The sequence below is a fragment of the Micromonospora sp. CNZ280 genome, from assembly GCF_011759515.1.
In genome coordinates, this window is record NZ_JAAOYP010000002.1 from 710743 (window position 1) to 735325 (window position 24583).

The window sequence follows — 24583 nt, forward strand, 5'->3', positions numbered from 1 at the left end:
AGACCCATGCGCACCCACGCCCACCCGACCCTCGCCGGCCTGCTCGCCGCCACGCTGGCCGCCGTCGCGATGCTGCTCGTACCGGCCGCGCCGGCCGCCGCGCACAACACGTTGAAGGCCGCGACGCCGGCCCGGGACGCCCGGCTCACCGCGGCGCCGACGCGGATCACGCTCGAGTTCATGCAGAAGCTGGACCCGGCCTTCACCACCATCGCACTCTCGGACGCCACCCACCGCAGGATCCCGGCCAGCGAGCCGACCGTCACCGGGGTGGCGGGCACCGTGACGATCGACGAGCCGCTGGCGAACGGCACCTACACCGTCGCCTACCGGGTGGTCTCCGCCGACGGGCACCCGGTGCAGGGCTCGTACCGGTTCACCGTCGCCGATCCCGCCGCCACCAGCGCGAGCGCACCGGCCACGGCCGGGACGACCTCGGCGCCGGCGGCCCAGCCGTCCCCGCCCAGCCCCGCGTCCGCCTCCCGCGACACCGACGACGGTCCCGGAGCGCTGGCCCTGGTCGGCGGCGCGAGCCTGCTGGCGGCGCTCGCCGCCGGGGTCGTGGTGCTGCTGCGCCGGCGCCGCGCCGCGCCCTGACCCGTCCCACGCCGTCCGGTGAACCCGCCGCCACCGGCCAACCCCGCCACGACACCGAGGTCTCCGACGTGCCCGACACCGTCTCCTCCCCCACGCATCCGCACCCCTCTGCACCCGCTGCCGGCGGCGGGCCGGCGGCGCCGGCCGCGCACATCCGGTCGGCCGGGCGGGACGCCCTGCTGGCCGCCGTGGCCCTGGCGTCGGCGGTGGCCGTACTGCTGCTGGGGCTGCGGGCCGGCGACGCGCTGGCGGCCGCGATCCCCGGCCTGCCGGACCCGGGGCCCCTGACCACCTGGGCGTTGCCGGTCGTCCGGCTGCTCGTCGACGGCCTCGCCACGGTGACCGTGGGACTGGCGGTGACGGCCGCGTTCCTGCTGCCCGGCGACGGACCGAGCGTCTCCCCGTACGGCTGGCTGCTGCTGCGCCGCGCGGGCCTGGCGGCGGCGGCCTGGGCGGCGGCCGCCCTGGTGCTCATCGTGCTCACCGTGTCGGACCTGCTCGGGATACCGGCGGGGCGGCTCGGCGCCGCCACCGTGGTCAGCTTCGCCACCGCCATCTCGCAGGGTCAGGCACTGCTGCTCCAGGCCGGCCTCGCGCTGACCGTGGCGGTGCTGGCCCGGGTGGGCGTGTCGCGTGGCCTGGCCGCCGCCGCGGCGCTGGTGGCGGTGGTCGCGGTGGTACCGCCGGCGTTCACCGGGCACGCCGCCGGGGCGGGCAACCACCAGATCGCGGTGTCGAGCCTCGTCCTGCACGTCGTGGCCGCCGCCCTGTGGGTCGGCGCGCTGGTGGCGCTGTTGATGGTCCGCCGGAGCCGGCACCTCGCCGACGCGGTGAGCCGCTACAGCCGGCTGGCGCTCGGTTGTTTCGGGGCGGTCGCGGTGAGCGGCACCGTGAACGCCTCGGTGCGTCTCGGCGACGCCGAGGAGCTCTGGCGGTCCCGGTACGGGTGGTTGGTGCTCGGCAAGCTGGCCGCGCTGGTGGTCCTGGGTGCGGTCGGCGCGGCGCACCGGGCGCGTACGCTGCCGGCGCTGCGCTCCGGGCGGCGGGGCGGGTTCGCCCGGCTGGCCGCGGGCGAGGTGGTCGTCTTCGCTGCGGCGCTGGGGCTGGCGGTGGCGCTGTCCCGCAGCCCCACACCGGTGGCGGTCGACCCGCTCGACGCCGATCCGGTCACCGAGCTGCTCGGCTTCCCGATGCCCGCCACGCCAACCCCCGGACGACTGCTGGGCCAGCCGCTGCCGGACCTGTTCGTGCTGACCGCGGTCGCGGTGGGCGCCGCCGGCTACCTGGCCGGGGTGCGGCGGCTGCGCCGGGGCGGCCACCGCTGGCCGATCAACCGCACCGCGAGTTGGCTGGGCGGGCTGGCGGTGCTCGCGGCGGTCACCAACCTGGGCGTGGCCCGGTACGCGTACGTGCTGTTCAGCGCGCACATGGTGCAGCACATGGTGCTGTCGATGCTGGTGCCGATCCTGCTCGTCGGCGGCGCCCCGGTCACGCTGGCCCTGCGCGCGTTGCGCCGCCCCGCCGACCGCGACGTGCGAGGAGCCCGGGAGTGGCTGTTGCTGGCGCTGCACAGCCGGCCCGCCAGGCTGCTCACCCACCCGCTCGTGGCGTTGGGCGGCTACGCGGGTAGCCTCTTCGCCCTGTACTTCAGTGACCTGTTCGGCGCGTTGATGCGCTCCCACGTGGGTCACCTGGCGATGCTCGTCCACTTCGTCATCGCCGGCTACCTGCTGTTCTGGGTGCTGATCGGGGTCGACCCGGGCCGGCCGCGGATGCCGTACCCGATCCTGATCATCGTCCACCTGGCGGCGATGATGGCGCACGGCTTCTTCGGTCTGGTGCTGATGCAGAGCACCACCCTCATCGCCCCCGACTGGTACCTCGCCGTGCACCCCGCCTGGGCGTCCCCACTGCTGGCGGACCAGCAGCTCGGCGCCGGCATCGCCTGGGCGTTCGGGGAGATCCCCGCAGCCGCCGTCATGGTCGTCCTGGTTCGCCGGTGGGTTCGGGCGGACCAGCGGGAACAGGCCCGCCTGGACCGGGCGGCCGACCGCGCCGAGGCGACCGGGGAAGCCGACGACCTGGCCCGCTACAACGCCTTCCTCGCCGCCGCCAACCAGGCCGACCGCGACGGCCCCGCCGGCCGGTGACGCCGGCCGGCCCGGGTGGTCGGCCGGTCGACGCCGTCCGTTCGCGCCGCGGCCAGGAGTGTCAAGGTCGACGGAGGCGGCGGCCCGGCACCGGCCGCTGCGGGTGGTGCACGCGTTCGGATGGCCGCTGCTCGGCACGCCGTTCGGTCCGGTGGCGGCCGCCCTGCCGTACGAGGATCTGCGGCAGGAGGCCGACCGGGCCGTCACCGAGGCCGTCGACGAGGCCCGCAAGGTCGACGCGGACCGCGGCCGGCGCGGCCGGCCGGTGATCCTGCCGCCGGGACGCCGAGGAGGACGCCGCCGCTGGCAGGCGGATCCGGACCGATGGAGGACGCGATGAGAAGCTGGCCCTTCTCGGACGACGAGCTTCGCCGGATGTACGCGGGCGGGCGCGGCGACGCGGTCGACGTCCTGGACCGCTACGGCTGGTGTCTGGGCGCGGCGTTCCAGATCCAGGACGACGCGCTCAACCTGACCCGGCGACTTCGACCGGTACGGCAAGGAGATCGCGGGTGACCTCCGGGAGGGCAAGCGGAGCTTGATCCTCATCGACTTCATGCAGCGCTGCACACCGACGAACGCGAGCGGCTGATCGACCTGCTGGGCCGGACCCGGGCGCGGCGGACCGAGGCGGAGGTGCGCTGGCTGCACCAGCGCCTGCTCGCGTACGACTGCGTCGAGTCCGCCCGGCACAGCGCCCGGGAACTGGCGGCGGCCGCGCTGCGCGAAGGGCAGCGGGCGCTGGGCCCGGCGGCCGAGACCGAGGACGGCCGGTTCCTGCTCGACCTGACCGGGTACGTCGTGGAACGCAGCCGGTCGGCGGCCCGCGGTCACGGCTGGGCGCCCCCGCCGTCGCCGGTGTCCGGCGGAGGGCAGGGCGTCCAGCGTGCGCGGCACGGACGGCGGACGGCGGCCACGCGACACCGCCAATCGGGTGAGACGAAGCCGACACGACGACCCGACATCTGGTGTTGCCCGCTCGGCGGCAACGGCATATATGGTGTCCCACGCAGCTGGTTCGGCCGCTTGGCGGCGGTCGAGGCAAGAGGGAACCCGGTGTGAGTCCGGGACTGCCCCGCAGCGGTGAGTGGGAACGACCGCCGTCAACAGCACTGGGCCGCACCGGCCTGGGAAGCGACGGCCAGTAGGCGACCGGCGACCCGGTCAGGCCCGCGAGTCCGAAGACCTGCCAGCGCGCCGTGCGCCTTCGCGTGCGGCGGTCGGAGGTCGCGCGGGACGACCGACGCCAGCAACCGGGCCTGCCGTCCCGTCGGGCCCGTTGGCGTTCTCCCGCGTCCGATGGCCATCGGAGACGGCGTGAGGAGAGGTCATGACGGTCGCACGGGAGAGGTCCGCGCCCGGCGCGGGCGCGCCGGAGCAGCGCCGGCAGGTGATGCGGGTCCGCAAACGCAACGGTGGCACCGAGCCGGTGGATGTCAACCGGATCGTCGAGGCGGTGCGGCGGTGGGCCGCCGACCTGGCCGAGGTGGACCCGTTGCGGGTCGCCACGAAGACGATCAGCGGTCTCTACGACGGAGCGACCACCGCTGAGCTGGACAAGTTGTCGATCCAGACGGCGGCGGAGCTGATCGGCGAGGAGCCGCAGTACTCCAGGCTCGCGGCGCGGCTGCTGGCCGCGTACGTGGACAAGGAGGTCCGCGGGCAGGGTGTGACGACCTTCAGCCAGGCCATCCAGTACGCCCACGGCCTGGGCCTGATCGGCGACGACACCGCCGCGTTCGTGTCCGGCCACGCCCGGCAGCTGGACGACGCCGTGGACCCGGGCGGTGACCGGCGGTTCGAGTACTTCGGGCTGCGCACCGTCGCCGACCGGTACCTGCTGCGCCACCCCGAGTCGCGGCTGGTGGTGGAGACGCCGCAGTACTGGCTGCTGCGGGTGGCCTGCGGGTTGTCGCAGACGCCGGTCGAGGCGATCGAGCTCTACCGCCTGATGTCGTCGCTGGCGTACCTGCCCAGCTCACCGACGTTGTTCAACTCGGGCACCCGGCACACCCAGATGTCGTCGTGCTTCCTGGTGGACTCCCCTCGGGACGAGTTGGACTCGATCTACGAGCGGTACCACCAGGTGGCGAAGCTGTCGAAGTTCTCCGGCGGCATCGGCATCTCCTGGTCGCGGGTGCGCGGCCGGGGCGCGCTGATCCGCGGCACGAACGGCCGCTCGAACGGCATCGTGCCGTTCCTGAAGACCCTCGACGCCGGTGTCGCCGCGGTCAACCAGGGGGGCCGGCGCAAGGGCGCGGCCTGCGTCTACCTGGAGCCGTGGCACCCGGACATCGAGGAGTTCCTGGAGCTGCGGGACAACACCGGCGAGGAGTCCCGGCGTACGCACAACCTGAACCTGGCCAACTGGATCCCGGACGAGTTCATGCGCCGGGTCGAGGCGGACGGCGACTGGTCGCTGATCGACCCGTCCGACGCGCCGGAGCTGCCCGACCTGTACGGCGAGGAGTTCGACGCCGCCTACCGGGTCGCGGAGAAGAAGGCGGTCCGGACGGTCCGGGCCCGGGACCTGTACGGGCGGATGATGCGTACCCTGGCGCAGACCGGCAACGGGTGGATGACGTTCAAGGACCCGTCGAACCGGCTGTCCAACCAGACCGGCGCGCCGGGCAACACGATCCACCTGTCGAACCTCTGCACCGAGATCCTCGAGGTGAACGACGACACCGAGACCGCCGTCTGCAACCTCGGCTCGGTCAACCTCGGCGCGCACGTCACCGCCGACGGGGTCGACTGGGCGAAGCTGCGGTCGACGGTCCGCACCGCGGTGGTGTTCCTCGATCGGGTGATCGACATCAACTACTACCCGGCCGAGCAGGCGGCGGCGTCGAACCCGCGCTGGCGGCCGGTCGGGCTCGGCCTGATGGGACTGCAGGACGCGTTCTTCACGCTGCGCCTGCCGTTCGACTCGGCCGAGGCGATGGAGTTGTCCACCCGGGTGCAGGAGGAGATCTTCCTGACCGCCCTGGAGACCTCGGCCGGCCTGGCGGAGCGGTTCGGCGCGCACCCCGCGTACGCCGAGACCCGCGCCGCCAGGGGTGAGCTGCACCCGGACCTGTGGGGCGCCGAGCCCGCGCAGCGCGAGCGGTGGGCCGCGCTGCGGGCGCGGGTCGCCGCGCACGGTCTGCGCAACTCGCTGCTGGTCGCGATCGCCCCGACCGCCACCATCGCCTCGATCGCCGGCTGCTACGAGTGCATCGAGCCGCAGGTGTCCAACCTGTTCAAACGCGAGACGATGTCCGGCGAGTTCCTCCAGGTCAACACGTACCTGGTCGGTGAACTGAAGGCGCGCGGACTGTGGACGCCGGCGATCCGGGACCAGATCAAGCGCGCCGAGGGATCGGTGCAGGGCATCGCCGACCTGCCCGCCGCCGTGCGCACGTTGTTCCGCACCGCGTGGGAGCTGCCGCAGCGGGCGCTGATCGATCTCGCTGCCGCCCGCGCGCCGTACGTCGACCAGTCACAGTCGCTGAACCTGTTCATGGGCGCGCCGACCATCGGCAAGCTGTCGTCGATGTACCTGTACGCCTGGAAGTCCGGGCTGAAGACCACCTACTACCTGCGCTCGCGTCCCGCGACGCGGATCCAGCAGGCCACCGTCGCCGTCGCCGCCGCGGCGGTCACGCCGCTCGTCGCCCCGGACGCCGAGGCACTGGCCTGCTCCCTGGAGAACCCCGAGAGCTGTGAGGCCTGCCAGTGACCACGACCTCCGAACCTCGTACCGACGGCCGGCACATGCTGCTCGATCCGGGGATGGACCTGACGCTGCGGCCGATGCGCTACCCACACTTCTTCGACCGCTTCAAGGACGCCATCCGGAACACCTGGACCGTCGAGGAGGTCGACCTGCACGCCGACCTGGCCGACCTGGCTCGCCTCTCCCCCGCCGAGCAGCACCTGGTGTCGCGGCTGGTCGCGTTCTTCGCCACCGGGGACACCATCGTCGCCAACAACCTGGTGCTCAACCTCTATCAGCACGTCAACTCGCCGGAGGGCCGGCTCTACCTGTCCCGGCAGCTGTTCGAAGAAGCCGTGCACGTCCAGTTCTACCTGAACCTGCTCGACACCTACGTGCCCGACGAGAGGGAGCGCTTCGCGGCGTTCGCCGCCATCGAGAACATCCCGTCGATCCGGCGCAAGGCGGAGTTCTGCTTCCGCTGGATCGACTCCGTCTTCGAGCTGCGCACGCTCAGGACCCGCGCGGACCGCCGGGCGTTCCTGCTCAACCTGATCTGCTTCGCCGCGTGCATCGAGGGGCTGTTCTTCTACGGCGCCTTCGCCTACGTCTACTTCCTGCGCTCGCGGGGACTGCTCAACGGGCTCGCCTCCGGCACCAACTGGGTGTTCCGCGACGAGTCGATGCACATGGCGTTCGCCTTCGACGTGGTGGACACCGTCCGACGCGAGGAACCGGAGCTGTTCGACGAGGAGCTGGTCCGCCAGGTGCGGGAGATGCTGGCCGAGGCGGTCGAGTGCGAGGCCCAGTTCGCCGAGGACCTGCTCGAACAGGGCGTCTCCGGGTTGTCGCTGCGGGACATGCGGGAGTACCTCCAGCACGTCGCCGACCGCCGGCTCGCCCAGCTCGGCATCGCACCGCTCTACGGCTCGACGAACCCGTTCGCGTTCATGGAGCTGCAGGACGTGCAGGAGCTGTCGAACTTCTTCGAGCGGCGGGTGTCCGCCTACCAGGTGGGCGTCACCGGGAGCGTCACCTTCGACGACGACTTCTGAGCGACGGGTCGGCCGCGCCGCGGCCGTCGACGGCGCACCGGTGTCACCACCGCCCGCCGTCGTGCGGCCGTCGGCCGGCCCGCACGCCCCGGTGACTGACCGACCGGTTCAGGCCGGGACGGGGTGGTCCGCCTCGAACCGGGCCCGGGTCAGGAAGGCGAGCTGGGCCCGCTTGTCCGGCATGTCGATCTCGGAGCCGAAGGTGAAGCCCTCGGACTCCAGGCGGCGCAGGGCGAGCTGGTTGCGCACGTCCGGCTCCACCACGATCCGCTGCGCGGCCGGGTAGCGGAACAGGAACCGGGCGAGCGCGGGACCGACCGCGGTGGTCAGGCCACGGGCGTACCGCCGGCCGGGGTTGAGCAGCAGGTGCATCCCGATGTCGCCGGGCTGGACCGGGTAGCGCTCGCCGACCGGGTCGGCCTCGGGCTGGTAGGTCTGGAAGAGCCCGACCGGCTCGCCGTCGACGGTGATCAGGTAGGCGTGGTGCGTCGGCAGGCTGTCGATGAACGCGTAGATCTCGTGTACCTGCTCGACGGTGTGGCCACCCATCCCCCAGAACGAGTTGCGGGGCTGGGTGACCCAGCCGTGCAGCAGTTCGGCGTGCCGGTCGGGTTCCACGGTCACGAGCGACAACTCGCCGAGGCCGGAGATCTTCTCCTGGTAGACCTGGAGGGGTGCGTGAAACGGAACTGGGAGGCCCTGGTGCTCAAGGCCATGGGAGGCCGGGACTTCCGGCTGACCGTGCTGGGTACCGAGTCGGTCGACGGGCACTACCAGCGGCTGCTCCTCGACGACGGTGGCCTGCTGGCGGCCTGCGGGGTCCATCCGACGATGTGGATCCGGCTGTGGTTCGACAACGACGGCCGGGCGCACCAGCGCGCCTACACCCTGGTGGACCCCGACCTGTCCACCGGGCGGTTCACCCTCGAATTCGCCCTCCACGACGGCTGCGCCGCCCGGTGGGCCACCACGGCGCAGGTCGGCGACACCATCGACGCGACCGTCCAGGGCAGCGCGTTCCGGCTGCCGGACCCCGCGCCCGAGCACCTCTACCTGGTCGGCGACGCGGCGTCGCTGCCGGCGGTGAACAGCCTGCTCGACGCCGGCGCAGACATCCCGGCGACGGTCTGGCTGGAGTACGCCCACGAGGGCGAGAAGGCGCTCGCGCCGCGGACCCGGGCCCACCACGACGTCACCTGGGTGCCTCGCCGGGACACCGGACAACACCTGGTCGACACGGTCTGCGCCGCGCTGCCCGCCAGCGACTCGGCACACTACTGGGTCGCCTGCGAGGCGGCCAGCACCCGCACCATCACCCGGCACATCCGGCGCACGCTGGGCGTCGACAAGCACCAGCTCACCTCGCTCGGCTACTGGAGAGCCACGTGAGGGGCCGCCTCGGCACGCTGACCGCGCTGTACGTCACCCAGTACCTCGGCATCGGTTTCATCACCGTCGGGCTGACCGCCATCCTGCGCGACGGCGGGACGTCACCGGACACCCTGGCGCTGTTGCAGGTCGTCGGCCTGATCTGGCCGATCAAGTTCCTCTGGGCACCGATCCTCGATCGCTACGGGTCCCGCCGCCGCGGCCACTACCGGTCCTGGCTGCTGGTGCTCCAGGCCATCCTGGTGCTGGCCCTGCTGGCGCTGCTGCCGTTCACCCGCCCCGCCGAGCAACTCGGCCCGGTGGTCGCCATCTGCGCGGCGTACGTCTTCTTCTCCGCCACCCAGGACATCGCGCGGCCGCCGACCGGATCGGGTACGCCCCGGTCGCGGTCGCGTCCATCGTGCTGGTGGTCGCCGGCGTCGTCCTCGGCATCGCGCACCAGCGGCGACACCGCTCCCGACTGCTGTCGGTCGAGGCGCCCGACCAGCGCCCGGCGGTCGGCGACGTGGCCACGGTGGGGTGACGTTCCGACCCCTACTTGACGATCTATTAGGTTAGGCTAACCTAACTTCGGCGTTCGCGCCCATCATGTCCACCTCGACCCGAGGACCTGCATGAGCCTGACCGGAAACACGCTCGACAGCTCGCCGACCGGGGCCGTCCCCGACCTGTCCGCCGCTCGGGCCCACCTGTTCAACGCCGGCTCGGTCGCGCGCTACCAGCGCGTACTGAGCCAGGGCGTGGACCGGGTGGCCGACCGGGTGGCCGGCGCGGACCGGCCCTTCACCGGGGTCACCCCGGAGGCGCTGGCTCCCCTGATCGCCGGGATCGACCTGGACCGGCCGCTGGGTGACACCGACGCCGCCCTCGACGAACTGAACGAGCTCTGGCTGCGCGACGCGGTGTGGTTCCACCACCCCCGCTACCTGGCTCACCTCAACTGCCCGGTGGTGATCCCGGCGCTGCTCGGGGAGGCGGTGCTCAGCGCGGTCAACTCCTCGCTGGACACCTGGGACCAGAGCGCCGGCGCCACGCTGATGGAGCGGCGGCTCATCGAGTGGACGGCCGGGCGGATCGGCCTCGGCCCCGCCGCCGACGGCGTATTCACCAGCGGTGGCACCCAGTCGAACCTCCAGGCGATGCTGCTGGCTCGCGAGGAGGCGTACCGCCGGGTGGTCGGCGCGGCCGCGACCCGCCCGGCCCGGGCGGAGGTGCTCGCCCGGCTGCGGATCGTCACCTCGGCCGCCGGACACTTCAGCGTGCAGAAGGCCGCCAAGCTGCTCGGGCTGGGCAGCGACGCGGTCCTCACCGTGCCGACCGACGCGGGCCGGCGGATGCGCACCGACGAGCTCGCCCGGACGATCGACCGCTGCCGGCGCGAGGGCCTGGTGGTGATGGCCGTCGTGGCCACCGCCGGCACCACCGACTTCGGCACCATCGACCCGTTGACCCAGATCGCCGAGATCTGCGCGGCGGCCGGGGTGTGGCTGCACGTCGACGCGGCCTACGGTTGCGGGCTGCTGGTCTCCCCCACCCGCCGGCACCTGCTGCACGGCATCGAGCGGGCCGACTCGGTGACCGTCGACTACCACAAGTCCTTCTTCCAGCCGGTCAGCTCCAGCGCCCTGCTGGTCCGCGACGGCCGGATGCTACGGCACGCCACCTGGCACGCCGACTACCTCAACCCCGCCCGGGCCGCCGAGCAGGGCATCCCCAACCAGGTCGACAAGAGCATCCAGACCACCCGCCGCTTCGACGCGTGCAAGCTCTGGCTGACCCTGCGGATCATGGGCCCGGACGCCGTCGGCGCGCTCTTCGACCGGGTCGTCGACCTCGCGGCCGAGGCGTGGCAACTGCTCGACGCCGATCCCCGCTTCCAGGTGGCCACCCGGTCGCAGCTGAGCACCGTGGTGTTCCGCTACCTCCCGGACGACGCCGGCCCGAGCCTGACCGACGAGGCCAACCTGCACGCCCGGGAGGCGCTGGCCGCCTCCGGCGCCGCCCTGGTGGCCGGCACCCAGGTGGACGGCGCCCACTACCTGAAGTTCACCCTGCTCAACCCCGAGACCACGGTGGCGGACGTCGCCCACGTCCTCGACCTGATCGCCGAGCACGCCGCCTGGTACGCCCGCGCCGGCTCCGCCGCCGAGCTGTCCTGCCCGGTCGGCTGACGCCCCGCCGTTTGGAGGAACGCATGTCGACCCACGACTTCATCGCCGTCGGCCTGGGCCCGTACAACCTCGGCCTGGCCTGCCTGACCGCACCGCTCGACGACCTGGACGGGGTGTTCCTGGAGGCCCGGGACGGCTTCGACTGGCATCCCGGGATGCTGCTCGAATCGACCCGGCTGCAGACACCGTTCATCGCCGACCTGGTGAGCCTGGCCGACCCGACCTCGCCGTACTCCTTCCTCAACTACCTCAAGGAGACCGGCCGGCTCTACCCGTTCTACATCCGGGAGAGCTTCTTCCCGCTGCGCGCGGAGTACAACGACTACTGCCGATGGGCCGCCGGGAAGCTGCCGAACCTGCGCTTCGGGCATGCCGTCACCGCCGTCGAGTACGACGAGAGCGACGGCCGCTACGTGGTGCACGCCGACACCGCGGACGGGCCGGTCACCCACCGGGCCCGGCACCTGGTGCTCGGCACCGGCACCCCGCCCTACGTCCCGGACGCCTGCGCCGGCCTCGACGGCGACCTGATCCACAACTCCCGGTATCTGGAGCACCGGGCGGCGCTGCGGGCCAGACGCAGCATCACGATCGTGGGCAGCGGGCAGAGCGCCGCGGAGATCTACCACGACCTGCTCGGCGACATCGGCCGCCACGGCTACCAGCTGAACTGGGTCACCCGCTCGCCCCGGTTCTTCCCGCTGGAGTACACCAAGCTGACCTTGGAGATGACCTCACCGGACTACGTGGACTACTTCCACGCGCTGCCCGAGCCGACCCGCTACCGGCTAGAGGCCGAGCAGAAGGGCCTGTTCAAGGGGATCAACGCCGACCTGATCAACGACATCTACGACCTGCTCTACGCCCACAGCGTGCACGGGCCGGTGCCGACCCGGCTGCTCACCAACACCGAGTTGACCAGCGCCACCCGCGACGCCGCGACCGGGACGTACACGCTCGGGCTGCGCCAGGTGGAGCAGGACCGCGACTTCACCCTGGACACCGAGGGGCTGGTGCTGGCCACCGGCTACCACTACCGGGTTCCCGAGTTCCTGGCCCCGATCCGCGACCGGATCCGCTGGGACGGCCACGGCCGGTTCGACGTGGCCCGCAACTACAGCATCGACCACACCGGCCGGGAGATCTTCCTGCAGAACGCCGGCACCCACACCCACAGCATCACCTCACCCGACCTGGGCATGGGTCCGTACCGCAACTCGTGGATCATCCGGGAGCTGACCGGGCGCGAGCACTACCCGATCGAGAAGACCATCGCCTTCCAGGAGTTCGGCGCGCCGGCGGGGGTGGCGGGATGACCGTGTTCACCCGGGTCGACGCCCGGCTCGGCGAGTTCGCGCTGCGCCCCCTCGACCCCGACGCCGACGCCCCGCTGCTGCACCGCTGGGTCACCCACCCCAAGGCCGCGTTCTGGCTCATGCAGGACGCCGACGTGGCCGGGGTCGCGGCCGAGTACCGACGGATCGCCGCGCACCCGCACCACGACGCGTACCTGGGCCTGTGGCGCGGCGAGCCGGCCTTCCTCGCCGAGCGGTACGACCCCGCCCGGGTCGAACTCGTCGGCCGGTACGACCCGGCGGAGGGCGACGTCGGCATGCACTTCCTCTGCGCGCCCACCGAGTGGCCGGTGCACGGCTTCACCCGCGCGGTGATCACCACCGTCATGGCGTGGCTCTTCGCCGACCCGGCCACCCGGCGGGTGGTGGTCGAGCCGGACGTCCGCAACACCGCAGTGCAGGCGCTCAACGCCGCAGTGGGCTTCACCGTCGTCGGCCCGATCCGCAAGCCCGAGAAGGAGGCGCTGCTCAGCGTCTGCACCCGGGACCAGTTCCTGACCGCGACCCGAGAAGGGGTGCCCGCGTGAACGCGACCGCCGCCGTGGACCACCTGACCCCGGACGCCTGGGCGACGGCCAACCGGCTGCTGGTCCGCAAGGCCCTCGCCGAGTTCGCCCACGAGCGCCTCGTCGTCCCCGAGCCGGCCGACGACGGCCGGTGGCTGGTCCGCAGCGACGACGGAGCCGTGGCCTACCGCTTCGCCGCCCAGCGGCTCGCCCTCGACCACTGGCAGGTCGACGCCGACAGCGTCACCCGGCACCGGGACGGTGAGGAGTTGCCGCTCGACGCCGTCGACCTGTGCCTGGAACTGCGCGGCGCACTCGGGCTGACCGACGCGATCCTGCCGGTCTACCTGGAGGAGATCACCTCCACCCTGGCCGGCACCGCGTACAAGCTCGGCAAGCCGCCGGTGAGCGCCGCCGAGCTGGCCCGGGCGGACTTCCAGGCCATCGAGACGGGCATGACCGAGGGCCACCCGTGCTTCGTGGCGAACAACGGCCGCATCGGGTTCGGGGTGCACGAGTACCACCGCTACGCCCCGGAGGCGGCGGCGCCCGTCCGGCTGCTCTGGCTGGCCGCGCACCGCGACCACACCACCTTCACCTGCGCCGCCGACCTGGACTACGACACGCTGGTCCGGGCCGAGCTGGGCGCCGACACGATCGAGCACTTCGCGGGCCTGCTCACCGGGCTCGGCCTCGACCCGGCCGACTACCTGCTCATCCCGGTGCACCCGTGGCAGTGGTGGAACAAGCTCGCCGTCACCTTCGCCGGTGAGGTGGCCCGGCGTCGGCTGGTCTGCCTGGGCGAGGGGCCGGACGAGTACCTCGCCCAGCAGTCGATCCGGACGTTCTTCAACGTCACCGACCCGACGAAGCACTACGTGAAGACGGCCCTGTCGGTGCTGAACATGGGCTTCATGCGCGGGCTGTCCGCCGCGTACATGGAGGCCACCCCGGCGATCAACGACTGGTTGGCCGACCTGATCGACAACGATCCGGTGCTCAAGCGCACCCGCCTGTCGATCATCCGGGAGCGGGCCGCGATCGGCTACCGGCACCGCCAGTACGAGACGGCCACCGACCGGTACTCCCCGTACCGGAAGATGCTGGCCGCGCTCTGGCGGGAGAGCCCGGCCGGCAGGCTGGAGCCCGGCCGCCGGCTCGCCACCATGGCCTCGCTGCTGCACGTCGACCGGGACGGCCGCTCCCTCGCCGGGGCTCTGATCGCCGAGTCGGGCCTGGCGCCGGCGGACTGGCTGCGCCGCTACCTGGACGCCTACCTGGTGCCGCTGCTGCACAGCCTCTACGCCTACGACCTGGCCTTCATGCCGCACGGCGAGAACGTCATCCTCGTCCTGCACGCCGGTGCGGTCGAGCGGGTGGTCTTCAAGGACATCGCCGAGGAGATCGTGGTGATGGACCCGGAGGCGGACCTGCCCGAGCGGGTACGGCGGATCCGGGCGGCCATCCCGGAGGACGAGAAGATCCTGTCCATCTTCACCGACGTCTTCGACAGCTTCCTCCGCCACCTCTCGGCCATCCTGCACACCGCGGGCCTGCTGGCCGAGGACGACTTCTGGCGGACGGTCGCCGAGTGCGCCGCCGACTACGCCGACAGCGTGCCTCACCTGGCCGACCGGCTGCGCCGTCACGACCTGTTCGCCGCGGAGTTCGCGCTGTCCTGCCTCAACCGCCTGCAGCTGCGCAACAACCAGCAGATGGTCGACCTGGCCGACCCGTCCGCCGCGCTCCAGTTCGCCGGCACCCTGACCAACCCGCTCGCCCGCTTCGCACCGAGGCGATGAGCGCCGATCCGGTTCCCGCCGCGCCGCCGGCTCGGCGGGCCGGGCGACGCCGGATGCTGCTCGCCGGGCTCGTCCTGTTCGGGCTCGGCTCGCTGGCCGCCGGGCTCGCGCGGACCGCCGAGCAGGTGATCGCGGCGTCGGATCACCGCGGGGGTGTGACGATCGGTTTCCGTTGGGTCAGCCGCCAGTGGTTTCCGAACGGGTCGCGGAAGGCGGCGTCGATGCCGTAAAAGCGCTCCTCCGGCTCCTCGATGAACTCGACACCCCTGGCGCGCAGGTCCCGGTAGGTGGCCCAGCAGTCCGGCGTGGCGAAGGCACCGACGCTCATGTGCCCGGTCGCCACCAGCGACCGGACCTGATTCGCCACGAGGCTCTCGCCCGCCACATTATGGTCCTGGCCGGGCAGCACGTCGTGTCGCGCGCCCGGGATCGCTCCGGCCGTCCGTTCGGCGGCGGCTCGCAGGAACTCGGGGCTCTCCGAGCCGGACAGGACGAGCGTGGGCACGGCGATCTCGGCGTAGCGGGCGATCGGGATGGTGGTGTCGCCCAGGATGGCCGCGTCGTGGGCCAGCGTGGGAGCCAGGCGGAGACCGGCCTGCCAGTACGGCGACAGGCGGGCGCCGGCGATCACCTCCCGCGGGACACCCACGTGCGTCATGAAGTGCGCCAGCGCGTCGCCCCGCCGGTCGGCCGCCAGCAGCTCCGCCAGCCGGTCGGCGTACTCCTTCGCTCGCCGGGGGCCGTCGGGGTCGGTGCTGAACGGCGGTTCCCACATGATCAGCCGCTCGACGGGCAGCCCGCTGGCGGTCGCCTCGGCGGCCAACGCGGCGCCCGAGGAGAACCCGAGGACGCTGGCGGCTCCGCCGGCGGCCGCCACGAGTGCCGCGATGTCCTCGACCTCCCGCGCGACGGCGTACGGTGGCGTGTCGGCGCTGTCGCCGCGTCCCCGACGGTCGTAGTTGAACACCGTGAAGTTCGTGGCCAACGCCTGAGCGACCGGCGCGTTGACGCCGCGATCGCAGGCCGCGCCGGCCACCAGGATCAGCACCGGGCCCTCGCCCAGCTGGTCGTAGGCGAGCGTCGTACCGTCCGCCGAGGTGATGCTCCGCATCGCGGCTCCCGTCCGTGCCGTCGCCGCGGCTGCTCCGCGGTCCTGGTCCCGACGGTACGAAGGCGCAGGATCGTCCGGCTTCTCGAAAACGACCCACTTGCCGTCGCCGGCCGTCAGTGGCGTGGACGGGTCCACATGCGGACGTAGCAGCCGGGCAGCCTGGCCAGGGTCTCCTGGCCGTCGCGCCGCCGGTAGGCGGTGGGGCTCTCGCCGACGATGCGGCGGAACTGGGCGCTGAACGATCCCAGGCTGGTGAAACCGACCGCGAGGCAGACCTCGGTGACCGACAGCTCCCCGGCGCGGAGCAGGGCCTTCGCGCGTTCCAGCCGCCGGCTCATCAGGTACTGGTACGGGGTCTGCCCGAAGGCGGCCTTGAAGCTGCGGCTGAAGTAGGAGGGCGAGACCGAGGCGCTGCGGGCCAGGGCGCGGACGTCGAGCTGCTGGGCGTACGCGCGGTCGATCAGATCGCGCACCCGTAGCAGGTGTCTCGCCAACGGCGTGGCCGGACGGTTCACCGGTTCATTCTCACTCACCGCTGGGTGGACGTCGTCAACCGGTGGTCGGCCAGCCGACGGCAGTTGCCGAGCGGGACGGTGCTGATCGCACGGCGGTTGTAACTTGGGAAGTTCACAGACAGACGAGGACCGTCATGACCGACACGGCAGGCCCCGGGACGGGCGAGACCCCGACCGCACGGCAGAAGCGGGTGTGGGACAGGACCGCGCCCAGCTACGACCGGCAGATCACCTTCTTCGAGCGGGTCTGGTTCACCGGCGGACGCCAGTGGCTCGGTCAGCGCGCCCGGGGCCGGATCCTCGAGGTCGCGATCGGCACCGGCCGGAACCTGCCCCACTACCGGCCCGACACCACCGTTACCGGGCTCGAACTGAGCCCGGCGATGCTGGCCATCGCCCGTGACCGCGCCGCCGCTCTCGGCCGCGAGGTGGACCTGCGCGAAGGCGACGCCGAGCGGCTGCCCTTCGCCGACTCGTCGTTCGACACGGTGGCGTGCGCGCTGTCGCTGTGCAGCATCCCCGACCCGGCTGCCGCGATCGCCGAGATGTACCGGGTCCTAGTGCCGGGCGGCACGCTGCTGCTGGTGGACCACATCGGCAGCAGCTGGCGGCCGATCCGCGCCGCCCAGTGGTTGCTGGAACGGATCACGATCCCGACGGCCGGGGAACACTTCACCCGCCGCCAACTGCCCCTGGTGGAGGCCGCCGGCTTCGAGATCGTGGAGACCGAACGGCTCAAGGCGGCCACGGTCGAGCGCATCCACGCCCGCAAACCGGCTCCGCCCCAGGCCGCCGGCTGAGCCGCGCCCGGTCACGCCCAGGTGATCCGGTGCCGCAGCAGCGACCGCTCCGCCGGGTTGGCCGTCAGCTCCAACGCCCGCGCGTCGGCGGCGCGTGCCTGGTCGGCCTGACCGAGGTCGCGCAGCAGTTCGGCGCGGGTGGCGTGCCACAGGTGGTAACCGGACAGCGCTTCGGCGAGGTCGTCGACCTCGCCGAGCGCGGCCCGCGCCCCGGCGACGTATCGCAGCGCGATCGCCCGGTGCAGCTTGGTGACCGGTGACGGCGCCAGGCCGTCGAGCATGGTGTACAGCAGCACGATCTGTGGCCAGTCGGTGTCGGCCCAGCTCGGTGCCTCGGCGTGCACGGCCACGATGGCCGCCTGCAGCTGGTACGGGCCGGGCTGCCGGGCCGCAGCGGCCTTGGCGATCAGCCGGGCCGCGTCGGCGATGGCCTGCCGGTCCCACCGGCTGCGGTCCTGCTCGGGCAGCCGGACGATCTCGCCGGTGCTGGTGAAGCGGGCCGCGGCGCGGGCCCGGTGCAGCCGGATCAGGGCCAGCAGGCCGAGGACCTCGGGCTCGGTGGGCATCAGACCGGCGAGCATCGCGGCGAGGAACTCGGCGTCGTCGGCCAGGTCCCGCGACTGCACGCGATCGCCGGTGCTGGACAGGTAGCCCTCGTTGAACAGCAGGTAGACCACGGCCAGCACCTGGGCCAGTCGGGCACCGAGTTCGTCGGTGTCCGGGATCCGGTACGGGATTCCCGCGTCGGCGATCTTCCGCTTGGCGCGGGTGATCCGCTGCGCCACCGTGGTCTCCGGGATCAGGAACGCGCGGGCGATCTGGGCGGCGGTCAGGCCGCACACCACGCGCAGGGTGAGGGCGATCTGTGCGCTGCGCGGCAGCGCCGGGTGGCAGCAGGTGAAGATCAGCCGGAGCCGGTCGTCCGGCTCCGCCGCCGGCAGTGGCCACGCCGCCAGGACGAGCTTGTCCCGGTAGCGCGCGTGGCGGCGCAGCACGTCCAGGCCGCGCCGCCGCGCCACCGTGTAGAGCCAGCCCTCCGGGTTGGCCGGGATGCCCTCGGTCGGCCAGTGCCGCAGGGCCGCCTCGACCGCGTCGGCCACCAGATCCTCGGCGGCGGAGAAGTCCCCGATCAGCGACACCAGGGACGCCGCGAGCCGGCCCGCGTGATCGCGTACCACGCGGGCCAGCTCGGCCTCGGCTGCCGCGCTCACCCGGCGATGGGCCGGATCTCTACCAGCGGGCAGGCCGGCCACGACCTGACCAGACGCAGCGCCTCGTCGAGGTCGGCGACGTCGATCTCGGCGAACCCGGAGATGACCTCCTTGCCCTCCACGAACGGACCGTCGGTGATCACCGGGTCGCCGCCCTCCAGCCGGACCGTGGTGGCGGTGTGCGGCGGCATCAGGTAGGTGTGGCTCCTGATCTTGTCGGCGTTGTCGGCGAACCACTGCCGTACCCGCCCGTAGGCCCGTTCCCGCTCGGTCTCGTCCATGGCGACCAGGTCGGCGGCGAACCGCTCGGTCTCGACGAACATCAGCACGTACCTCATGTCGTCCACCTTCTCAGCCACGGCCCGGCAGCGGGCAGTACAGATCGACGCCGTTGCCGTCGGGATCGAGCACGGTGGCGTAACGGTGCCCCCAGAAGGCGTCCCACGGTTCCCGGGAGCCGGTGTACCCGGCGGCGACGAGTTCGGCGTACGTGGCGTCGACATCGGCCGGTGTGTCGAACTGGAACGCCAGGAAGATCGGCGGACTGCCCGCGGCCCGGCTCCACCCGGGCCGCGCCATCGCGGTGATCTTCTCCTCGTCGAGCATGAGGTGCAGGCCGTTGGGCAGGTCGCACCCGGCGTGCTCGGCGTAGCCGGGATCGACCTGGAAGTCCAGGCCCAGACGGCGGTAGAACGCGATCGACGCGGCGATGTCCGCCACGACGATGTCCAGGGTGTTCAGCACCGGTTTCATACGCTCGCTCCTTGTGACTGGTTGGCGCTTCCACCCCCTAGACGACCGGCGCCCGGCCCGATACGACACCTGACCAGAATTCTTTCGCCGACCCAGGCGAGCGCGCGCCGCCCGGTCACCGGCACCACGGGTGATGATCATCACGAGCGGCGAACTCTACCCTCACCGGACGGTAGGTTTGGCGCAGGTCGTCGAGGTGCGGCTACGGCCCCTGGCGGTCTTCTCCCGGGCGATGGTGCCCGGAAACGGTCGGGAAACGTCCGACCGGTACTGATGTGCACGAACACGCCCTGCCGATCCGGGCAGGGCGACGTGCGCGCCAGGCGCGCACGCTCCGAGCGGAAACGGCTGTATGTCTTCTGTGCTGTCCGCGGTCACCCGGCCGCGCCTGTCCCGTCCGTCCTGGCTGTCGCCGAGGGTGTTCCGCACCGAGGTGCTCGCCGGCCTGGTCGTCGCCCTGGCGCTGATCCCCGAGGCGATCAGCTTCTCGATCCTCGCCGGCGTGGACCCCCGGGTCGGCCTGTTCGCCTCGTTCACCATGGCGGTGGTCGTCGCCTTCTGCGGCGGCCGACCGGCGATGATCTCCGCCGCCACGGGTGCGATCGCCCTGGTGGTCGCACCGCTGGCGAAGGAGCACGGGCTGGACTACCTGATCGCCGCGGTGATCCTCGGCGGGCTGTTCCAGGTGCTGCTGGCCGTGCTCGGGGTGGCGAAGTTGATGCGGTTCATCCCGCGCAGCGTGATGGTCGGTTTCGTCAACGCCCTGGCCATCCTCATCTTCGCCGCCCAGGTCCCGTACCTGCTCGGCGTCCCGTGGCTGGTCTACCCGCTCGTCGCCCTCGCTCTGGCGATCATCGTCGGGCTGCCCCGGCTCACCAGGGCCGTCCCCGCTCCCCTGGTGGCGATCACCGTGCTGACCGTCATCACCGTGGGCGTCGGCATGAGCGTGCCCACCGTCGGCGACCAGGGCCGGCTGCCGGACAGCCTGCCGACCCTCGGCCTGCCGCAGATCCCCTGGACCGTCGACACCCTGGCTCTCATCGCCCCCTACGCCCTCGGGGTGGCGCTCGTCGGCCTGATGGAGTCGCTGATGACCGCCAAGCTGGTCGACGACATCACCGACACCCACTCCAACAAGACCCGCGAGTCCTGGGGGCAGGGCGTGGCCAACATCGTCACCGGCTTCTTCGGCGGAATGGGCGGCTGCGCCATGATCGGCCAAACCATGATCAACGTCAAGGTGTCCGGCGCCCGCACCCGGCTGTCGACGTTCCTGTCCGGCGTGTTCCTGCTCATCCTCGTGGTCAGCCTCGGCGACGTCGTCGCCGCCATCCCGATGGCCGCCCTGGTCGCCGTGATGATCATCGTGGCCGTGTCAACGTTCGACTGGCACTCCGTCGCCCCCGCCACGCTCAAGCGGATGCCGCTGGGCGAGACCCTGGTCATGGTCACCACCGTCGGCGCCGTGCTCGCCACCCACAACCTCGCGATCGGCGTGATCGTCGGCGTGCTCACCGCCATGGTCATCTTCGCCCGACGGGTCGCGCACCTGGTCGAGGTCACCAGCGTCCTCGACCCCGACGGCGGCACCCGCATCTACTCGGTCCACGGTGAGCTCTTCTTCGCCTCCAGCAACGACCTCGTCCACCAATTCGACTACGCAGGCGACCCCCAGAACGTGGTCATCGACATGACGCACGCCCACGTCTGGGACGCCTCGTCGGTCGCCGCGCTGGACGCCATCACCACCAAGTACGCCACCCGGGGCAAGACCGTCGAGATCGTCGAGCTGAACAAGCCCAGCGCCGCCATCCACGGCACCCTCGCCGGCACCCTCACCGGAGGCCACTGATGCCGCGGCCCGGCAACGGGTCCGCCCCGGCCGCCGGGCCGCTCATGCAGATCGGCGAGGCCGCCGACCGCGTGGGCCTGAGCATCCGCACCATCCGGCACTACGAGGAGGTCGGGCTGATCGTCCCGTCGGCCCGCAGCGAGGGCGGCTTCCGCCTCTACACCGAACCCGACCTCGACCGCCTCGCTGTGGTCAAGCGGATGAAACCGCTCGGCTTCACCCTCGACGAGATGCGCGACCTGCTCGCCGTTCTCGACGCGCTGCCCACCGCGGACGACGCCGGGCGGCCGGCCCTGCACGAGCGGCTCGGCATGTTCCACGCCGTCGCCGCCGCCCGGGTCGACGCGCTCCGCGAGCAGCTCACCACCGCCGAGGACTTCGCCGACACGCTGCGCCGCCAGCTCGACCACCGCGCGTCCCGGCGCTGACCGGTACGGCGACCGGAAGGCTGTTGCCGGCAAGACCGCGCCGCTCGCCCCCGCTCCCGTCGGGTGACGTCCCGGGGTCGATCGCCGCGCGGCAGCCGGCGACGCTGGATGTGCGCGAACGTGTCCGACGGCAGGGGACGGCAAGGGATCCGTCGGTCGGTCACCGCCACACGGTCACCTGATCGGCCGCCAACGCCTTCCGCCCCTCGAACGACCGATATGCGTCCGGGTCGCCGAGCCCGGGACGGCCGGCGAAATCACGGTACGAGAACCGGACGACGGTACCCTCGACCGTGACCAGTTGCGGTGGCGCCGCCTCGACGACCTGACGGGTCAGTACCAGCAGCGAGTCGTCGGCCAGGTCGACGTCCCAGACCACGAAGGCGGCGTCGTCGACGACTCGCTCCACGGCGGCGGTGACGGTCAGCCGGTCGCCGACCTCGGCCCGGGCCAGGGTGCTCGACGGACTCGTGCTGGCCGGCCGCGGGGACGGCTGCGGCGCCGGCTCCCAGGCGCAGCCGCCGGACGACAGGACGGCCAGGATCAGTCCGGCGGTGATCGCCGCCCGGCGTACCCTGCCCTGGCCGGTCATGATGATCCACCTGCCCTGTCACACCGGCGATGAGGTTCCTGTCACCAGGAATGCCCGACGCCATGACGGCCGCCGCGCGGTGGTGTGACGGTCACGTGACAAATCGGCCGCCCGCCCGGACGTCCTCCGGGAACCTCAGTCCCCGCTGGAACCGGCGGCCTCGACGGTGGCGACGGGCGTACCGAGTTCGACCGTACGGGAGACGGTGCAGAGCCGGTCGTGCGACTGCTGCAGCGACCGGGGCAGCGCCTCGCGCGCCCGGTCGCCGTCCGCGCCCACCGGGAACGTCACGGTGAACTCGACCCGGAGGTTCTCCATCCGGTTTCCTCCGGTCTCGTCCCGGATCTTGTCGCCGGTGACGTCGACGGAGAACTGGATCGGCTCGGCGCGCCGGCTGGTGATGTGGTCCACGTCGATCGCGGTGCAGCCGCCGATCGCCGCCAGCAGCAGCTCCACCGGCGTGAAGTCGCCGTCCTCCCCCGTACCCATCGGCAGCGATCCGCCGCGGACGTTTCGGACGACGTACCTGCCCACGCTGGTGCGCTCGATGTTCACCGAGCGGAAGGTGTCCTCACTCATGACTCGCACGCTACCCACGCCGTCCGGCATCCGAGCCACCGGCCAGCCCGGCTGAGGATCACCCGCACCCGCCTGCCGGAGGCGGCCGCCTTCGTGGTGTCGCGGCCGGCATCGGGGGTATTCGCGACGCGAGCTGGCCGGAGGGGGCGAGCGGGGGGCCGAGCGCCGACCACCGCCGCCGGCGCCGGCCGACACGGCTCCGGGGCGTACGACAGGAAGCGGCCGTGGGAGGTAGCCGACGTGCAACATCACGAGCTGGTGGGTCAGGTCCAGGCGAGGGCGCGACTCGCCGACATCGGTGCGGCGACGTCCGCCATCCGGGCGACGCTGCAGACGCTCGGCGAGCGGGTTCCGGACGGACTGGCCGAGAACATCGCCGCCGAACTTCCTCGCGAGATCGGCGAATACCTGAGGCAGACGGCGAAATCGCCCAGCGGTGGACTCCGGTTCGACCGGGAGGAGTTCGTCGGGCGGGAATGGACCGGCCGGAGGCGGCGCAGGCCGCTCGGGTCGTGCTCGAGGTCGTCGGCGAGGCGACGCAGGGCCGCATCATGGAGCGCCTTCAGGCAGCCCTTCCCACGGACATCCGGCAGTTGGTTCCCGCCGGCGGCACGGGGAGCGCGCCCGACTGATCGTCCGGGGGACGCCGGGCCGGTCGGCTCACCCTCGGGCGTCGACCTTCATCGATGCAGGCTGGCCCCTTTGACCACCTTGTCCACCGCATTCCGCGGACCGTGCAGCGCCAACCCCACCAGGTCGAGCTTCTCCCGGGCCACCGCCCGTACGGCTGCCCGGTTGTCCCGGTCGTTGCCGGTGCCGAACAGCTCCTGCGTGAAGATCGAGATGCGCAGGCCGCGAGCGAGCGCACGCTCGTGCGCGCTGGTCAAGGTGGCCCGATCTCCCGCGAACACCAGCACCGGCTGGCGGAACATGGGCAGGTAACGGGTGCCGTCCGCGTCGAGGTACTCCTCGCCGAGCAGTTCCGGCGCGGCGCCGGCGACGCCGCTGACCAGGAAGGCGGTGACGTTCAGCCGTTGCCAGGCCGCGAGGTCGTCCCGGATCAGCACGGCAATCTTGGTGTCGAAGCGGATCGGCTCACTCATGGCTTCGAGGCTGCCCGCCTCGGTGGATCCCCGTCTTGTACGTTCTTAGCATGGCCAGTCGGCCGGCGGGTTCGCGCGTCAGCGCCTGGCGACCGGCGGTGTCCGGGATCGCCGAGGTGTTCCACGCGCACTTCGTCGACCACGCGTACCCGGCGCACACGCACGACGTGTGGACGCTGTTGATCGTCGACGACGGCGCGATCCGCTTCGATCTCGACCGGCATCAGCACGGCGCCCTGCGGCCGTCGGTCACCCTCCTACCGCCGCACGTGCCGCACGACGGGCGCTCCGCCACCCGGCACGGCTTCCGCAAGCGAGTCCTCTACCTCGACCCGTCCGTCCTCGACGCGGCGGTGACCGGCGCGGCCGTCGACCGGCCGAACCTGCCCGACCGGCAGCTGCGCCGACGGATCCACCAGCTCCACCAGGCGCTCGCCCAGCCCGGCGACGGGTTCGAGGCGGACAGCCGTCTCGCGTTCATCCTGGAACGGCTCAACCTGCACCTACGCCGGCATGTCCCGGCCGGGGACCAGCCGGCCGCCCACGTCCTCGCCGTACGGCTGCGCGAGCTGCTGGACGCCCGGACCGCCGAGGGCGTCACCCTGCGCGCGGCCGCCGAGCTGCTGCACGCTCACCCCACCCACCTGGTCCGGGCGTTCACCCGGACGTACGGGCTGCCGCCGCACTCGTATCTGACCAGCCGCCGCATCGAGCTGGCGCGCCGGCTGCTGCTCGCCGGCCGGCGCGCCGCCGAGGTCGCCGCCGCGGCCGGGTTCCACGACCAGTCGCACCTGACCCGGCACTTCAAGCGCCACCTCGGTGTCAGCCCGGCCCGATACGCAAGCCTGCCCGCGAGCGGGCGCGCCGCCGTCGACGACCGGCGGTGGCGGCCCTCCTGATCCCCGCGGCTCCCTGTC

Annotated in this window: 26 protein-coding genes, 1 pseudogene and 1 riboswitch; of the genes and pseudogenes, 18 read left to right on the top strand and 9 right to left on the bottom strand. The window is 72.3% G+C overall.

The window, feature by feature from the left end; translation table 11 throughout:
- The first annotated feature begins 6 nt into the window (after positions 1-6).
- The 6 genes from FHX32_RS18270 (at position 7) to FHX32_RS18295 (ending at position 7499) form a co-directional block, all read left to right on the top strand.
- A complete protein-coding gene (locus FHX32_RS18270; RefSeq protein ID WP_167184393.1) occupies positions 7-597 on the top strand; it encodes a copper resistance CopC family protein in 591 nt (196 codons plus the stop codon).
- A 68-nt stretch (positions 598-665) separates the two neighbouring features.
- Positions 666-2747 carry a bifunctional copper resistance protein CopD/cytochrome c oxidase assembly protein gene (locus tag FHX32_RS18275; protein WP_486481167.1) on the top strand — a complete coding sequence of 694 codons (2082 nt, stop codon included), beginning with the start codon at positions 666-668 and terminating at the stop codon, positions 2745-2747.
- A gap of 58 nt (positions 2748-2805) precedes the next feature.
- Positions 2806-3087, top strand: a complete 282-nt coding sequence (locus FHX32_RS34545) for a hypothetical protein (RefSeq protein ID WP_208418851.1) — start codon at positions 2806-2808, stop codon at positions 3085-3087.
- On the top strand, positions 3084-3263 hold the full coding sequence (locus FHX32_RS35185; RefSeq protein ID WP_486481168.1) for a hypothetical protein: 180 nt from the start codon (positions 3084-3086) through the stop codon (positions 3261-3263). Before FHX32_RS34545 ends, FHX32_RS35185 begins: the two co-directional genes overlap by 4 nt.
- A 481-nt stretch (positions 3264-3744) precedes the next feature.
- Positions 3745-3955: riboswitch (cobalamin riboswitch) on the top strand.
- Between the two features lie 122 nt (positions 3956-4077).
- Positions 4078-6468, top strand: coding sequence for a ribonucleoside-diphosphate reductase subunit alpha (locus FHX32_RS18290; protein WP_167184396.1), 2391 nt, complete (start codon positions 4078-4080; stop codon positions 6466-6468).
- A 35-nt stretch (positions 6469-6503) separates the two neighbouring features.
- The gene (locus tag FHX32_RS18295; protein WP_167186137.1) at positions 6504-7499 is read left to right on the top strand and encodes a ribonucleotide-diphosphate reductase subunit beta; all 996 of its coding nucleotides are present in this window, start codon (positions 6504-6506) and stop codon (positions 7497-7499) included.
- 108 nt (positions 7500-7607) lie between these two features.
- On the opposite strand, the gene FHX32_RS18300 is transcribed toward FHX32_RS18295, so the two are convergent.
- Positions 7608-8132, bottom strand: a complete 525-nt coding sequence (locus FHX32_RS18300) for a GNAT family N-acetyltransferase (RefSeq protein ID WP_208418852.1) — start codon at positions 8130-8132, stop codon at positions 7608-7610.
- A gap of 45 nt (positions 8133-8177) precedes the next feature.
- Between FHX32_RS18300 and FHX32_RS18305 the strand changes: the two genes are divergently transcribed.
- From FHX32_RS18305 to FHX32_RS18330, 6 genes are all read left to right on the top strand, one after another.
- Positions 8178-8888 (top strand): siderophore-interacting protein, encoded by a 711-nt coding sequence (locus FHX32_RS18305; RefSeq protein ID WP_167184399.1) that lies wholly within the window; start codon positions 8178-8180, stop codon positions 8886-8888.
- On the top strand, positions 8885-9430 hold the full coding sequence (locus FHX32_RS18310; RefSeq protein WP_486481169.1) for a hypothetical protein: 546 nt from the start codon (positions 8885-8887) through the stop codon (positions 9428-9430). The genes FHX32_RS18305 and FHX32_RS18310 overlap by 4 nt, the downstream gene beginning before the upstream one ends.
- A gap of 72 nt (positions 9431-9502) precedes the next feature.
- The gene (locus FHX32_RS18315; RefSeq protein ID WP_167184402.1) at positions 9503-11059 is read left to right on the top strand and encodes a pyridoxal phosphate-dependent decarboxylase family protein; all 1557 of its coding nucleotides are present in this window, start codon (positions 9503-9505) and stop codon (positions 11057-11059) included.
- 23 nt (positions 11060-11082) lie between these two features.
- Positions 11083-12375 carry a lysine N(6)-hydroxylase/L-ornithine N(5)-oxygenase family protein gene (locus tag FHX32_RS18320; protein WP_167184405.1) on the top strand — a complete coding sequence of 431 codons (1293 nt, stop codon included), beginning with the start codon at positions 11083-11085 and terminating at the stop codon, positions 12373-12375.
- The gene (locus FHX32_RS18325) at positions 12372-12941 is read left to right on the top strand and encodes a GNAT family N-acetyltransferase (RefSeq protein ID WP_167184407.1); all 570 of its coding nucleotides are present in this window, start codon (positions 12372-12374) and stop codon (positions 12939-12941) included. The genes FHX32_RS18320 and FHX32_RS18325 overlap by 4 nt, the downstream gene beginning before the upstream one ends.
- Positions 12938-14722: an IucA/IucC family protein gene (locus tag FHX32_RS18330; protein WP_167184410.1), complete on the top strand. Its 1785-nt coding sequence runs from the start codon at positions 12938-12940 to the stop codon at positions 14720-14722. The genes FHX32_RS18325 and FHX32_RS18330 overlap by 4 nt, the downstream gene beginning before the upstream one ends.
- Before the next feature lie 142 nt (positions 14723-14864).
- Here the strand turns inward: FHX32_RS18330 and FHX32_RS18340 are convergent, their stop codons facing one another.
- Both FHX32_RS18340 and FHX32_RS18345 read right to left on the bottom strand, forming a co-directional pair.
- Positions 14865-15833, bottom strand: a complete 969-nt coding sequence (locus tag FHX32_RS18340) for an alpha/beta fold hydrolase (RefSeq protein ID WP_167184413.1) — start codon at positions 15831-15833, stop codon at positions 14865-14867.
- A 113-nt stretch (positions 15834-15946) separates the two neighbouring features.
- On the bottom strand, positions 15947-16348 hold the full coding sequence (locus tag FHX32_RS18345) for a helix-turn-helix domain-containing protein (RefSeq protein WP_167184416.1): 402 nt from the start codon (positions 16346-16348) through the stop codon (positions 15947-15949).
- 134 nt (positions 16349-16482) lie between these two features.
- On the opposite strand from FHX32_RS18345, the gene FHX32_RS18350 reads away from it, so the two are divergent.
- Positions 16483-17148 carry a methyltransferase domain-containing protein gene (locus FHX32_RS18350; protein WP_167184418.1) on the top strand — a complete coding sequence of 222 codons (666 nt, stop codon included), beginning with the start codon at positions 16483-16485 and terminating at the stop codon, positions 17146-17148.
- 11 nt (positions 17149-17159) lie between these two features.
- On the opposite strand, the gene FHX32_RS18355 is transcribed toward FHX32_RS18350, so the two are convergent.
- Genes FHX32_RS18355 through FHX32_RS18365 form a run of 3 tightly spaced genes read right to left on the bottom strand, consistent with a single transcriptional unit; the run spans position 17160 to position 19112 of the window.
- A complete protein-coding gene (locus FHX32_RS18355; RefSeq protein WP_167184421.1) occupies positions 17160-18359 on the bottom strand; it encodes a DUF6596 domain-containing protein in 1200 nt (399 codons plus the stop codon).
- Positions 18356-18697 carry a YciI family protein gene (locus FHX32_RS18360; RefSeq protein ID WP_167184424.1) on the bottom strand — a complete coding sequence of 114 codons (342 nt, stop codon included), beginning with the start codon at positions 18695-18697 and terminating at the stop codon, positions 18356-18358. Before FHX32_RS18360 ends, FHX32_RS18355 begins: the two co-directional genes overlap by 4 nt.
- Positions 18698-18710: 13 nt before the next feature.
- Positions 18711-19112 (bottom strand): VOC family protein, encoded by a 402-nt coding sequence (locus tag FHX32_RS18365; RefSeq protein WP_167184427.1) that lies wholly within the window; start codon positions 19110-19112, stop codon positions 18711-18713.
- Positions 19113-19464: 352 nt separating this feature from the next.
- Here FHX32_RS18365 and FHX32_RS18370 point away from each other — a divergent pair, with 352 nt between their 5' ends.
- Together FHX32_RS18370 and FHX32_RS18375 are read left to right on the top strand one after the other, a co-directional pair.
- Positions 19465-20964, top strand: a complete 1500-nt coding sequence (locus tag FHX32_RS18370; RefSeq protein ID WP_167184430.1) for a SulP family inorganic anion transporter — start codon at positions 19465-19467, stop codon at positions 20962-20964.
- Positions 20964-21392 (top strand): MerR family transcriptional regulator, encoded by a 429-nt coding sequence (locus tag FHX32_RS18375; protein WP_167184433.1) that lies wholly within the window; start codon positions 20964-20966, stop codon positions 21390-21392. The genes FHX32_RS18370 and FHX32_RS18375 overlap by 1 nt, the downstream gene beginning before the upstream one ends.
- Positions 21393-21552: 160 nt before the next feature.
- On the opposite strand, the gene FHX32_RS18380 is transcribed toward FHX32_RS18375, so the two are convergent.
- A complete protein-coding gene (locus tag FHX32_RS18380; RefSeq protein WP_167184436.1) occupies positions 21553-21984 on the bottom strand; it encodes a hypothetical protein in 432 nt (143 codons plus the stop codon).
- A 135-nt stretch (positions 21985-22119) separates the two neighbouring features.
- Positions 22120-22563 (bottom strand): OsmC family protein, encoded by a 444-nt coding sequence (locus FHX32_RS18385; protein ID WP_167184439.1) that lies wholly within the window; start codon positions 22561-22563, stop codon positions 22120-22122.
- Between the two features lie 258 nt (positions 22564-22821).
- Here FHX32_RS18385 and FHX32_RS35190 point away from each other — a divergent pair.
- A pseudogene (locus FHX32_RS35190) lies at positions 22822-23025 on the top strand (DUF2267 domain-containing protein); the annotation flags it as partial.
- A gap of 14 nt (positions 23026-23039) precedes the next feature.
- Positions 23040-23195 carry a hypothetical protein gene (locus tag FHX32_RS34560; protein WP_208418853.1) on the top strand — a complete coding sequence of 52 codons (156 nt, stop codon included), beginning with the start codon at positions 23040-23042 and terminating at the stop codon, positions 23193-23195.
- 48 nt (positions 23196-23243) lie between these two features.
- Here the strand turns inward: FHX32_RS34560 and FHX32_RS18395 are convergent, their stop codons facing one another.
- On the bottom strand, positions 23244-23666 hold the full coding sequence (locus FHX32_RS18395; RefSeq protein WP_167184443.1) for a DUF2000 domain-containing protein: 423 nt from the start codon (positions 23664-23666) through the stop codon (positions 23244-23246).
- Between the two features lie 50 nt (positions 23667-23716).
- Here FHX32_RS18395 and FHX32_RS18400 point away from each other — a divergent pair, with 50 nt between their 5' ends.
- Entirely contained in the window at positions 23717-24565 is an 849-nt protein-coding gene (locus FHX32_RS18400) for an AraC family transcriptional regulator (protein WP_167184446.1), read from the top strand.
- Positions 24566-24583 lie beyond the last annotated feature (18 nt).